Consider the following 12596-nt stretch of genomic DNA (forward strand, 5'->3'; position numbering starts at 1 on the left):
CCGCGAGGTGAATCACCACACTCTGTCGCTCCCACCGCCCCCGAACAACAAAATTGGGCCACTCGACCCCGCGCACGACAGGTCGTGGCAACTCGCTCCCGTCAATGCGCTCGAGCCAGCCGCCCGACGTCAGTCAGAGTCGCTGGACACGAGGATCGCGCCCGCGTGGCCCATCTCGGCGATGGCGGCGTCACTGGTCTCGCGCGCGACCCCGGCGATGAGGTCGGTGAAGACGCGCACGTGCCTGCCGTGTTCGACGGCATCGAGAACGGATGCCCGCACGCAATAGTCCGTGGCGATCCCGGCCACGTCGACCTCGGTCACACCGTGCTCCTCGAGCAGCTCCGTGACCGTCGCGCCGTCCGAGGCGCCGCCGTCGACGTGCCCGTCGAAGATCGAGTACGCGGGTTCACCGTGCCCCTTCTTGACGTGGAAGGTGATCCGGGACTGATCCAACGCCGGGTGGTACTCGGCGCCAGGCGTGCCGGCGAGGCAGTGCGGAGGCCAGGTGTCGACATAGTCCGGTTCCTCGCCGGCGGGGGCGAAGTGCCCGCCGTTGTCGCCCTCGGCGTTGTGCCAGTCCCGTGACGCGATCACCATGCTGTAGGTGTCGGCGGCACGGTCAAGGTACGTGGTCAGGTGCGCCGCCACGGCGGCTCCGCCGTCGACGCCCAGCGCACCACCCTCGGTGAAGTCGTTCTGCACGTCGATGATGAACAGCGCCCTGGTCATGATGGCCTCCCGGTCTCAGCAGTCGCCTTCAGGGTACCGCCGTGGTTTGTGCGGTGTCTGCCCCGGCGTTCGCGGGACGCCGTCACGTGTTCGAGAGGTTGCCGCCGCACCGGTAGAACGCCGTCGCCAGGGTGTCGATGGCGGTACGGGCCTCGGCGCCGACCCGGCCGGTGGCGAAGATGGCGAAGATGAGGGTCGAGCCGTCGGCGGCGTCGATGATCCCGGTCAGCGTGTACGCAGACGAGATCGACCCGGACTTCGCGCGCACGTGCCCGCGCGCCACGGCGTTGTCGCCGAAGAACCGGTTCGAGTAGTTGAGGGTTCCGGATTGCCCGGCGACCGGCAGCCCGTCGAGGACAATGCCGAGCGTGCCTTCTCGCGCGTGGATCTTCAGGAACAGTGCGGTGAAATACGATGGCGCCACCGCGTTGTTGCGGCTCATCCCGGAGCCGTCGGCGATCCTCACCCCGGACGTGTCGATCCCGTACACGTCGAGTGCTTGCGGAATCGCCGTCGCGAGGGCGCCGATGGTGTTCCCGATACCGAGTCGGATCGCGACGTGGCGGGCGACCATCTCGGCGAGCGAGTTGTCCGACGGAATCAGGAACTGCGGGATGAGGGTCGACAGCGGCTGCGACGAGACGGATGCCAGTTCGGCGGCTCCCGCCGGCGCCGTTCCCTGTTCGAAGGGGACATCGTTGAAGTACCGGGCGAAGGCGGCTCCGGCCCGGCCGATCGGGTCGTCGCCCCGCGGGGAGAGGAAGACCCGGGGATCGGCGCGGTCGGCGTCGACCTGCAGCGCGGTGATGTGCGAGAGCCAGCCAGTGCCGCGCTCCGTGGGCGGCCACGTGTCGCCCCAGGTCTTCCCGCCGAAATAGCTGGAGTCGAGCACGATGCGGCTGATCGGCGTGCCCGGGAACTGGGCCTCCCAGGCCGCCTTCGTCTTCGCGGCGAGGTCGTCGAGGTGTGCCGCGCCGGTGTAGACCGGTTCCGTGCCGGTGGGCAACCGGGTCAGGGTGAGGTCTCCCCCGCCGACGAGCACGATCGTGCCGGGCTCGGCTCCCGCCACGACCCGGGTGGAGGCTCGGAAGTCCGGACCGAGTACGTTCAGTGCGGCGGCGGCGGTGAGCACCTTGAGCGAGCTCGCGGTCTGGGATGCCGTCCCGGCGTCGCGTTCGAACATCACCTGCCCGTCGGCTCGCAGCACCTGCGCCTGCAATGTGCCGAACCGGCTGTCGGTGAGCAGAGGGGCCACTGAGCAGGTGCGCAGCGGCGAGGCGACCTGCTCGACCGTCGGCACCGGGCGGGGCGGCGGCGTCGGGGTGGGAGTAGCTGTCCGGCTGGGGACGGCAGTACTGGCGACCGGAACGCCGGCCGGCGCGGTGGCTGCTCCGAGCGCGACGGCGCCTCCGCCGAGCAGGGCGAACGCGGCGACCGACGCTGTGACGAGCCACGCGGCGCGGTGCCGCCCCAGCACGGCCGCGACGCCACCACGCCGGTGCGCCGGCGGGGTCGCGGGCGCGCTCGAAGCGGCATCCGTCACCGGAGTCGTTCGCTCAGTCTCGCCCGGTCCGCTGGGCAGGGAGGTGGACACCCGATGATGCTACCGGGAGCCCGCCGCCCGGGTCACTCACCCGGGTAGACGAGACCGATCTGGCGGCGGATTTCGTCGAGCGTTCCCATGATCGACACCGTCTCGGCGTGGGGCAGCAGGTCGGACTCGAGCTCGCCGACGGCGACGAGCCGTTCGAGTTCGAGCGCCTGGAACTGCATCCCCCGGCCGACGACGTTCGACGTGAATGTTTCGAGCACGTCGTTGGCGTTGTTGTAGACGGTGAACGAGGTCGCCGAGTACCACACCGAGTCGATGTCGATCCGCCCCTCGGTGCCGATCACGCTCGCGACGTTCGGCCCGTGAGCGTTACTCGCCGAGAGGGTCGTCGCAATGCGGTCATCGCCATACGTGAAGACCGTTGCAACGGCGGCGTCCGCGCCGGTTCCCCGGAAGGTAGCGGATGCCGTGACCTGCGCGGGGGTCCCGAAAACGGCGCTGGCGAATGAGATCGGATAGATCCCGAGGTCGAGGAGGGCGCCGCCGCCGAGCTCGAGCGCGTTGATCCGGTGCGCTGGGTCCGACGGGAGGTTCTGCGTGTGGTCGGCCACGATCGACCGCAGCTCGCCGAGCGTCCCCTCGCCGAGGATCTCGCGGATGCGTGCCATGTGCGGCAGGAACCGGGTCCACATCGCCTCGAGCACCACGAGTCCGAGTTCGCGGGCCCGGGTGGTGACCGCCTCGGCCTCCGCCTGGGAGAGGGTGAACGGCTTCTCCACGAGCACGTGCTTGCCGGCTTCGAGCGCGAGCAACGCCTGGGCGGCGTGGAACGGGTGCGGCGTCGCGATGTAGATGGCGTCGACCTCGGGGTCGGCGAGGAGCGCCTCGTAGCTCGCGTGCACGTTCGGCACGTCGTACTTCTCCGCAAACGCAGCCGCGACTTCAGCACGGCGGGAACCGACAGCCTGCACGGTCAGCCCGTTGAGGACGAGGTCGTTGGCGAATGCCTGGGCGATGCCGCCCGGCCCGAGAATGCCCCAGCGGAGCCCAGTAGTAGTCACCGATTCAGACTAGTGGTACCTCAGCTAAATGGGGATTTTCACAACAAATCGATCACCTCCCCGCCGTTACGAGTTGGCGCGCCGGTGCGGACGGTCGCGATGCCGGGGACGGTCGCGATGCCGGAGCCGGCGGTCGCACGGCCGTCCTTCCCTGGAGTGCCGGCATCCGCCGTTCGCCTCCCGGCCGACCCTGCACCGCAGACGACAACGACGCCGGCGTCTCCGGGCGGGCGGATGCCGGCGGCGGCTTCGGTTTCGTCAGCGGCGCCGGCTGCCTCGTGGTTCCGCCGCCGGTCATCAGGAACTGGGGCGGAAGCGACCGCTCGTACAGCCCGTACACGTTCTGCACAGCCTCTTCGAGCGAGCCCCAGTAGCCGACCAGCTCGCGCCGCGCGGCATCCCGATGCCAGGTGACGGCGCGGAAGTACAGTTCCCGTGCCGACCCGAGCCGGAGCCGCCGCACGAGGGCGATCGGTTCCTTCGCCGCCGAGTGGGTGACGACCCATTCGACGGGGGCTGTGACGGTGGACAGGTCGGGCATGACCCGAGAGTACTTTCAACGACCGACATCGGCGCCGCGTCAAAGGCGGCCGACGCCGCAGCTACCTGTCGATCTGCTGCAGCGCCCAGGAGTTGCCGTCGGGGTCGCTGAAGTACGCGTAACGAACCCCGCCGCCGAGGTCGGCGATCTCGGACACGGGAACTCCATTGCCGACGAGCATCTCCCGTGCCACCTCGACGTCATCGACCACCAGATGCAGGTTGCGCACGGGTGAAGCCCCGGGCTCGCTGATCCCGACACCGATCACGATGGAACACGCGGATCCGGGAGGGGTCAGCTGCACGACACGCATGCCGTTGCCTGGTTCGACGTCATGATCGACGTGGAACCCCACCTTTTCTTCGTAGAACGATTTCGTTCGGTCGACATCGGCCGACACCAACGGGACCAGTTCGAGTCGCATGTCCACAACGCACTCCTTTGCTTCGGTGATCACGCCATCGGCTCCGACGGTGCTCTTCGAATGTACTGCGAGCGCACGGTACCGAAGCGGATGCCGCTTGATTCGCGGCATCCGCCGTCCCAATCGTGCGGCGTCGACCCGCAGTCAGCCGGAAGGAAGGTGGTGCGCACCGATCCGGGTGCTCGCCACCAGGGCGAATGCCACTGCGAGAATCACGACGCTGAGGCCGAGCGCGTAGAAGCTGATCATTCCGTAACCGCCCGCCTCGTCGGGATCGAGAAAGAAGTACGGGTACCAGTTCGCCGACGGGCCGCGCACCAGCGTGTACGCGGCCCACACGACAGGGAATCCCAGCGACAGTAGTGCGGTCCTGAACGGGAGCGCGTCGCGGGTGAGCACGACGAAATCCCAGACCGCGTACACGGGCAGGATGAAGTGGAGAAGCTGCGTCGGGATCGACGCCTGCAGCAGGAACGGCGAGCGGGCGGCGTCGACGATGAGCAGGGCGAAAATGCCGCCGGAGACGACGACGTAGGTCGTCGCCAGCAGCCGGAGCGTGGAGAGCCACGGCGGTTCGGGCGAACGTCGTAGCGCGAACGTCACACCCAGGACCAGCGCGATACTCATGATGACGTGGCTCTGGATCGTGAAGTAGCTCAGCACGTTGACAGCGACGCAGGTGCCGTAGATGTAAAAGCAGCTCGTCCGGGCGAGAAGCGCCCACACCGTGACACCGAGAGCGACGAGTCTCACAGCGACAATGAGGAAGTGAACGGTGCACCTGCCCTCCGGACGGACTGAGTGCTAGGTATCGTACAACCACAAAACCCCCTCGCGAGGAGGGGGTCTTCTGGAGCCGCCTGTGGGAATCGAACCCACGACCTTTTCATTACGAGTGAAACGCTCTGCCGACTGAGCTAAGGCGGCGCGTGATTCGCTCAGCCCGAGGGCTGCTGCGACGCACAGCTAACGATCTTACCCGGTCTTTGGAGGAGTTAAGAACACTGCGGGTCAGAGCTGGGCACGACGCCGTCGATCAGGTAGTCGTCGACCACGTCGTTCACGCAGTCGCTGCCCTTGTTGTACCCGGTGTGCCCCTCGCCCTCATACGTGACGAGCACGCCGCTCTCGAGTTGACCGGCAAGCGCTTCGGCCCAGAGATACGGGGTCGCCGGGTCGTTGGTCGTTCCGATCACGAGGATCGGCGCAGCACCCTCGGCCCGGATTTCGTCGCGCGCGGCGCCGTCCGGGTACGGCCAGTTGGAGCATCCGATGTCGCCGTAACTGAAGTACGGGCCGATCACCGGCGCCGCCTCGACCAGTTGCGCTGCTTCGGTGGCCATGTGGGCCGGGTCGGCGTTGTGGGTGTAGTCACGGCAGTTGTATGCGATGAAGGCCTCGGAGCTGTTGTCGGAGTAGGTGCCGCCTTCTTCCCGGCCGTTGTAGGCATCCGCGAACGTGAACGCGTACTCGGCGTCGCCGTTCATGACGGATGCCAGCATTTCACTGAGCACGGGCCAGCCCCCACCGGCAGGAAAATAGAGCGGGTAAATGATCGCCGTCAGCAGCGCGTTCGAACCGAGCATCCGGCCGTCGATGTTCTTGATCGGGGTCTGCTCGACGGATGCCAGCAGCGCGGCGATCGTGGACATCCCCTCTTCGGTGCTCCCGGTGAACGGGCAGTCTCGGGCGCCGATGCAATCGTCGAGGTACGCGGCGAGGGCGCTCTCAAAACCCATCGCCTGGGTTTCGTTCACCTCGTAATAGCTCGACGACGGGTCGATCGCCCCGTCGAGCACGAGCCTGCCGGTCTTCTCGGGGTACAGGTCGGCGTAGGTGGCGCCGAGGAAGGTGCCGTAGGAATAGCCCAGATAGTTGAGCTTCGCGTCGCCCAGCACGGCACGGAGAACGTCGAGGTCGCGGGCGGCGCTGACCGTGTCGACGAATTCGAGAGGCGCGCCGGTGTTCTCGGCGCACGCGGCACCGAACTCCTGGGCGCTCGCGGTCACCTCGGTGATCCAGGTCTCACTGCCCCGCTCGCCGTCGGCGATCCCGTAGAGGTAATCGTCCATCTCAGCGGACTCGAGGCACGAGACCGGGGTCGACCGGTTCACGCCGCGCGGGTCGAAGCCGACGATGTCGAAGTTCGCCTGCAGCCGGGCGTCGGTGGCGTAGTCGACGCTGTCGGCAATGAAATCGAACCCGGATGCTCCGGGCCCTCCAGGGTTGACCAGGAGCGAGCCGATCGCGTCGCCGCCCGACTGTTTGCGCACGAGGTCGAGTTCGATCTCTCCGCTGCCCGGGTTCTCCCAGTCCATCGGCACGCTCGCCGTTGTGCACTGCATCTTGTCGTGGCAGCTCTCCCAGACGAGCTGCTGCTCGTAGAACGGGCGGAGGTCCGCAACGACGTCTTCACCGGTCGGAGTGGAGGTCGCCGATCCGGCGCCGGGGAAGAACGCGGTGACGCAGCCGCTCAGGGTCAGCGCCAGCCCTACAGAGAGTGCGAGCAAAACCGTCCGGGTGCGTCGGCGGATTGGCGTGATCGGGCTGGTCACGAAGATGTCTCTCCTGCGGGGTCGGGATTCGGGGGGCGTACGGCCATGAGGCTATCGGATTGCCGAGACAAGCATGGCTTCAAGGGCGAGGGCCGGCGCGACGTTGCCCTCGATGCGCTGGCGCGCCTGCTGGATGGCATCCATCGTCGCCATCGTCGCGGCCGGGGTGCTCTCCTGCCCGGCTCGAGCCAGCGCGTCGGAGAGTTCCCGGTTGATGATCGTCTCGGAGCGCCCGAGCTGCATCATGATGATGTCGCGGTACAGCGAGAGGAGGTCGACGAGGATGCGGTCGAGTCCGTCGCGCAGGCTCCGGGTCGCCCGGCGCTTCTGGTCCTCTTCGAGGTTGCGGATCTGGGAACGCAGCGCAGGCGGCAGCGTCTGCCCCGGTTCGACGCCCAGTGACCGAAGCGCGTGCTCGCGTTCCTCGGCGTCACGCTGCTCGGTGTACGCCTTGCCGTCATCGGTGGCGATGGCGAGCATCCGGGCGGCGGCGAGCACGGCATCGGACACTGAGCGGATGCCGAGGGCAGCCGCCAGGGTTTCGTCGCGTCTCGCGCGCGCACCGGCATCCGTCGCCAGCCGGTGCGCCATGCCGACGTGGGACTGGGCGTGACGCGCCGCCCGTTCGGCCAGGTCGAAGTCGACGCCGTCGCGGCGCACGATGAGGTCGGCGACCTCGGCGATGTCGGGAACGCGCAGGCGGATGGCGCGCACGCGGGACCGGATCGTGGGGATGAGGTCGGCCTCGCTCGGCGCGCAGAGCACCCAGACGGTGCGTTCAGGCGGTTCTTCGAGGGCCTTCAGCAGCACGTTGGAGGTGCGCTCGACCATGCGGTCGGCGTCTTCGATGACGATGACCCGGTACCGGCCGACGGCGGGGGCGAAGTACGAGCTCCGCACGAGTTCGCGCACCTCGTCGATCTTGATGATGACGTTTGGCGTGGCGAGGACGGTGAGGTCGGGGTGGGTGCGGGCATCGACCTGCGCCGCGGTCGCCGAATCACCGTCGGGTTCCCGGCTGAGCAGGGCCGCGGCGAAGGCGTAGGCGAGGTTCGACCGGCCAGATCCGGGCGGCCCGGTGATCAGCCAGGCGTGGGTCATCGCGCCGTGGGCTTCTCCCCCGCGGTCGGCGGCGGCGTCGCGCAGCAGGGAGACAGCGTCTGCCTGCCCGATGACGTCGCTCCAGGTGGCCATGATCCCAGCCTACCGGGAGCCCCCGACCTTCCCGGCGGCGCACGGCCTCCTGGGAGCGACCGTTCAGGTGCGACCCAGCAGGCTCCCGCCACGCGGACGGACTGGCCGGCACGCCGTCACCGGCCACCGCCGTCCGGCGTGGCACCCCAACGGTCCGATTGAGCAAACCCGCTCGGCCGGGGCGAGCCGGGGACGCGTCAGAGCAGCGGAGCCACCCGCGAACGGATGCTGCTCGGCGAGCGTCGCGACGGCATCCGTGGCATCCAGGACGAGGAAGCGCCCGCGACCCAGCACCCTCCCGCCACGCGGACGAACTGGCCGGCACGCCGTCACCGGCCACCGCCGTCCGGCGTGTCGCTCAAACGGTCCGATTGAGCAAACCCGCTCGGCCGGGGCGAGCCGGGGACGAGTCAGAGCAGCGGAGCCACCCGCGAACGGATGCTGCCGGCGAGCGTCGCGACGGCATCCGTGGCATCCAGGACGAGGAGCGCCCGCCGCCCAGCACCCTCCCGCCACGCGCACGGACTGGCCGGCACGCCGTCACCGGCCACCGCCGTCCGGCGTGGCACCCAAACAGTCCGCTTGAGCAAACCAACTCGGCCGGGGCGAGCCGGGGACGCGTCAGAGCAGCGGAGCCACCCGCGAACGGATGCTGCCGGCGAGCGTCGCGATGGCATCCGTGGCATCCAGGACGAGGAAGCGGTCCGGCTCGGCGGCGGCCAGTTCGAGGTAGACCTGCCGCACCCGGCGATGGAACGTGGATGCTTCATTCTCGAGCCGGTCGAAGCGGGTCCTGGCCGAGTCGAGGCGCAGCCGGGCGGCGTCCTCGTCGAGGTCGAGCAGCACCGTGAGGTCGGGCATGAGCCCGCCGGTCGCCCACGTCGACAGGTCGCGGATCTCATCCATGCCGAGGTCGCGCCCGGCGCCCTGGTAGGCGACGGACGAGTCGATGTACCGGTCCTGAAGCACCACGGCTCCGCGCTCGAGGGCTGGGCGCACCTTGGTGGCGATGTGGTGGGCCCGGTCGGCGGCGTAGAGCAGCGCTTCGGCCCGCGGGGCGATGTCGCCCCGGTGATGCAGCACGATCTCGCGGATCTCCACACCGACGTCGGTGCCGCCGGGCTCGCGGGTGCGGACGACCTCGCGGCCCTGCTGCCCCAGCCACGATTCGAGCTCGGCGGCCTGCGTGGACTTGCCCGAGCCGTCACCACCCTCGAGGGTGATGAACAGCCCGGGATACGAATCCGTTCGCCCCATTACTCTGCCGCGGCCGGCTTCGCAGCCGGCTTGCGGGCGGCAGGCTTCTTGGCCGTCGAAACGCCGGTCTTCGACGCGGCAGCAGCCTTCTTCGCGGCGGCGGCCGTCGGTTTCTTGGTCGCGGCAGGTTTCTTCGCGGCGGGCTTCTTCGCGGGTACCTTCTTGCGCGGAGCGGCCGGCCCCTTGGCCCGCTTGTCGGCGAGCAGCTGCACGGCACGGTCGAAGTCGACCTCCTCGACCGACTCGGCCTTCGGGATCGTCGCGTTCGTCTCACCGTCGGTGACGTACGGGCCGAACCGGCCGTCCTTCACCTTGATCGGCTTGCCGCTGACCGGGTCGGCCTCGAATTCCTTGAGCGCGCTCGACGCACGGCGATTGCCGTACTTTGGCTGCGCGAAGATCTCGAGGGCGGCGGGCAGATCGATCTCGAAGATCTGGTCTTCGTTCTCGAGCGAGCGGGAGTCGGTGCCCTTCTTCAGGTACGGTCCGAACCGGCCGTTCTGGGCGGTGATCTCCGCCTGGGTCTCCGGGTCGAGTCCGACGACGCGCGGAAGCGACAGCAGCTTGAGCGCCGTGTCGAGGTCGATCTGGTCGAGCGACATCGATTTGAACAGGGATGCCGTTCGCGGCTTCACCGCGGCAGCCTTCTTCTTCGCGGGCGCCTTCTTCTTCGGCGCATCCGTCACTTCGCCGGTGGCGGTGTCGACGACGGGTTCCTCCTCGGGCTCCGGGTCGAGTTCGGTCACGTAGGGGCCGAACCGGCCGTCCTTCGCGACGATCTCCTTGCCGTTCTCCGGGTTCACGCCGACCACGCGGTCGGTGAGCACCGGCGCGTCGATGAGCTCCTGCGCCTTGGCGAGGGTCAGCTCGTCAGGGGCCAGGTCTTCGGGGATGTTGATCCGGCGCGGCACGGCCGGTTCGCCGTCCGCCTGGGCGGGAGCCGAGGCATCCGTCACTTCGAGGTACGGACCGTACTTGCCGATCCGGATGGTGATCTCGTCGTTGAGGCGCAGCGAGTTGATCTCGCGAGCGTCGATGTCGCCGAGGTTGTCGACGACGGTGCGCAGGCCCCGGTGCTGGTCGCTGCCGTAATAGAAGGACTTGAGCCAGTCGGTGCGGTCCTGCTCGCCGCCGGCGATCCGGTCGAGGTCTTCTTCCATCTCAGCGGTGAAGTCGTACTGGACGAGGTCGTTGAAGTGCTCCTCGAGCAGCCGAACGACGCTGAACGCGATCCACGACGGGATGAGCGCCTGGCCGCGCGCGGTTACATAGCCGCGGTCGGTGATCGTCGCGATGGTCTGCGCGTACGTCGACGGACGCCCGATCCCCAGCTCTTCGAGCGTCTTGACGAGGCTCGCCTCCGTGTAGCGCGGGGGCGGCGAGGTCTCGTGCCCCTTGGCGTCGACGTCGGTGAGGAGCAGCGACTGGCCCTCGGTCAGCGGCGGCAGTTTCGCTTCACGGGCAGCGTTGTCGCTCGCGTTGCGTTCCTCATCCTGGCCTTCTTCGTAGGCGTGGAGGAATCCGCGGAACGTGATGACCGTTCCGGATGCCGTCAGCTCCGCGGTCTTGCCGTCGGCCTGCGCCTCGATGGTCACCGTGGCGGTCTGGCCCTTGGCGTCGGCCATCTGGCTGGCGACGGTGCGCTTCCAGATCAGCTCGTACAGCTTGAAGTCCTGGCCGCGAAGGCTGCCGGTCAGCGACGACGGCGTGCGGAAGGTGTCACCGGAGGGGCGGATGGCCTCGTGGGCCTCCTGCGCGCTCTTGTTCTTGCCGCTGTACAGGCGGGGCTTGTCTGGAATGGTGTCGGCACCGTAGAGCGCGGTCGCCTGGTCTCGCGCGGCCTTGATCGCCTGGCTCGAGAGTGCCGGCGAGTCGGTACGCATGTACGTGATGTACCCGTTCTCGTACAGCGACTGGGCGACGCTCATCGTCTGCCGGGCCGAGAAGCGCAACTTGCGTGCCGCCTCCTGCTGCAGGGTCGACGTGGTGAACGGAGCGGCGGGACGACGCGAGTACGGCTTCGACTCCACCTTCGACACGACGGCGGATGCCCCGGGTGCGGCCAGTGCGGCGGCGATCGCCTGCGCGGACTGCTCGTCGAGGGGAACGGCCTTGGAGGTCAGCTTTCCGGTGTCGTCGAAGTCACGACCGGTGGCGATGCGCTCGCCGTCGAGGCGCACGAGGCGCGCCTCGAAGTGGGTGGCGTCGGGGGCGGGAGCGGCCTGGGCGGTGAGGCCCCAGTACTCGGCGGCGGTGAAGGCCAGGCGTTCCCGCTCGCGTTCGACGATGAGGCGGGTGGCGGCGGACTGCACGCGACCGGCGGAGAGGCTCGGACCGACTTTGCGCCACAGAACAGGCGAGATCTCATACCCATATATACGGTCGAGGATTCGTCGGGTTTCCTGGGCGTCGACGAGGGCGACGTCGAGGTCGCGGGTGTTGCCGACGGCCGCGAGGATGGCATCCTTCGTGATCTCGTGGAAGACCATCCGCTTGACGGGGACCTTCGGCTGGAGAACCTGGAGCAGGTGCCATGCGATGGCTTCGCCTTCGCGGTCCTCATCAGTTGCGAGGAGGAGCTCGTCGGCGTTCTTCAGAGCTCGCTTGAGATCCGCGACGGTCTTCTTCTTGTTGTCGGAGACCACGTAGAACGGCTCGAAGTCGTTCTCGATGTCGACGGCGAACTTGCCGAAAGCACCCTTCTTGAGATCGGCCGGGAGGTTTTTCGGCTCGGCAAGGTCACGGATGTGTCCTACGGAACTGAGTACCTCATAGCCGTCGCCGAGGTACCCGGCGATCGACTTCATTTTGGTCGGCGACTCTACGATGACCAATGTTCTTGTGCCTGGCACCCGACTCCTTTCGTCGTGCACACCATACACACCCTTTCCCTGTGAGCACCTAATCAGCCGACGGCGTACCATCCGCCTGCCCACTTGATAAGAACCGGATAAAGAGCAGAATGGGGACATGAGTGGATCAACGACGAGTACTTATACGGCAAAGCTCACTGACGGGCCGCTTGAAGGAAAAACGCTTTCAGCGGACTTCCTCGAGTCGGGTGATCCGCGGCCGACGGTTGACATCGCGGCGCAGGCGGGCAAGACCTACGTCTATGCCCGGACGTCCGGTCAGGAGTTCGAGTCGGAGGACTCCGAGCGCCCCACAGCCGTCAATTATCGGTACCTCACCACGAATTTCGACGAGGCGTAGCGCTCCACGTGCTGCCTGCGGCGACCAGCAGGGTGAGGTCCGCTCGCGACGTCACCCGGGGTGAAGC

The 12596-nt window shown here is 68.0% G+C and carries 12 protein-coding genes and 1 tRNA gene; 1 reads left to right on the forward strand and 12 read right to left on the reverse strand.

Annotated elements, in window-relative coordinates; genetic code table 11:
- Positions 1 to 129: 129 nt before the first annotated feature.
- The 12 genes from ABIE24_RS16880 to topA all read right to left on the reverse strand — a co-directional run bounded on the left by ABIE24_RS16880 (position 130) and on the right by topA (position 12168).
- Complete coding sequence (locus tag ABIE24_RS16880) at positions 130 to 732, reverse strand: isochorismatase family protein (RefSeq protein WP_354501889.1); 603 nt, start codon at positions 730 to 732, stop codon at positions 130 to 132.
- 82 nt (positions 733 to 814) lie between these two features.
- Positions 815 to 2326: a D-alanyl-D-alanine carboxypeptidase/D-alanyl-D-alanine endopeptidase gene (gene dacB, locus ABIE24_RS16885; RefSeq protein ID WP_354501892.1), complete on the reverse strand. Its 1512-nt coding sequence runs from the start codon at positions 2324 to 2326 to the stop codon at positions 815 to 817.
- 32 nt (positions 2327 to 2358) lie between these two features.
- Positions 2359 to 3345: a Gfo/Idh/MocA family protein gene (locus tag ABIE24_RS16890; RefSeq protein WP_354501895.1), complete on the reverse strand. Its 987-nt coding sequence runs from the start codon at positions 3343 to 3345 to the stop codon at positions 2359 to 2361.
- A gap of 52 nt (positions 3346 to 3397) precedes the next feature.
- Positions 3398 to 3886 (reverse strand): hypothetical protein, encoded by a 489-nt coding sequence (locus ABIE24_RS16895; RefSeq protein WP_354501898.1) that lies wholly within the window; start codon positions 3884 to 3886, stop codon positions 3398 to 3400.
- Between the two features lie 61 nt (positions 3887 to 3947).
- Entirely contained in the window at positions 3948 to 4421 is a 474-nt protein-coding gene (locus tag ABIE24_RS16900; RefSeq protein WP_354501901.1) for a VOC family protein, read from the reverse strand.
- 33 nt (positions 4422 to 4454) lie between these two features.
- Complete coding sequence (locus tag ABIE24_RS16905; RefSeq protein WP_354501904.1) at positions 4455 to 5063, reverse strand: Pr6Pr family membrane protein; 609 nt, start codon at positions 5061 to 5063, stop codon at positions 4455 to 4457.
- 98 nt (positions 5064 to 5161) lie between these two features.
- Positions 5162 to 5237: transfer RNA gene (locus ABIE24_RS16910), tRNA-Thr, on the reverse strand.
- 68 nt (positions 5238 to 5305) lie between these two features.
- On the reverse strand, positions 5306 to 6865 hold the full coding sequence (locus ABIE24_RS16915) for an alpha/beta hydrolase (RefSeq protein ID WP_354501907.1): 1560 nt from the start codon (positions 6863 to 6865) through the stop codon (positions 5306 to 5308).
- Positions 6866 to 6916: 51 nt separating this feature from the next.
- Complete coding sequence (locus tag ABIE24_RS16920; RefSeq protein WP_354501910.1) at positions 6917 to 8059, reverse strand: DNA polymerase III subunit delta'; 1143 nt, start codon at positions 8057 to 8059, stop codon at positions 6917 to 6919.
- Between the two features lie 410 nt (positions 8060 to 8469).
- Entirely contained in the window at positions 8470 to 8628 is a 159-nt protein-coding gene (locus ABIE24_RS16925; RefSeq protein ID WP_354501913.1) for a hypothetical protein, read from the reverse strand.
- Between the two features lie 52 nt (positions 8629 to 8680).
- Complete coding sequence (tmk, locus tag ABIE24_RS16930) at positions 8681 to 9316, reverse strand: dTMP kinase (protein ID WP_354501915.1); 636 nt, start codon at positions 9314 to 9316, stop codon at positions 8681 to 8683.
- Positions 9316 to 12168 (reverse strand): type I DNA topoisomerase, encoded by a 2853-nt coding sequence (gene topA, locus ABIE24_RS16935; protein ID WP_354501918.1) that lies wholly within the window; start codon positions 12166 to 12168, stop codon positions 9316 to 9318. The genes tmk and topA overlap by 1 nt, the downstream gene beginning before the upstream one ends.
- A gap of 118 nt (positions 12169 to 12286) precedes the next feature.
- Between topA and ABIE24_RS16940 the strand changes: the two genes are divergently transcribed.
- On the forward strand, positions 12287 to 12529 hold the full coding sequence (locus tag ABIE24_RS16940; protein ID WP_354501921.1) for a hypothetical protein: 243 nt from the start codon (positions 12287 to 12289) through the stop codon (positions 12527 to 12529).
- The last annotated feature ends 67 nt before the right edge of the window (positions 12530 to 12596 follow it).

Source organism: Mycetocola sp. 2940 (assembly GCF_040548835.1).
Lineage (GTDB): Bacteria > Actinomycetota > Actinomycetes > Actinomycetales > Microbacteriaceae > Mycetocola_A.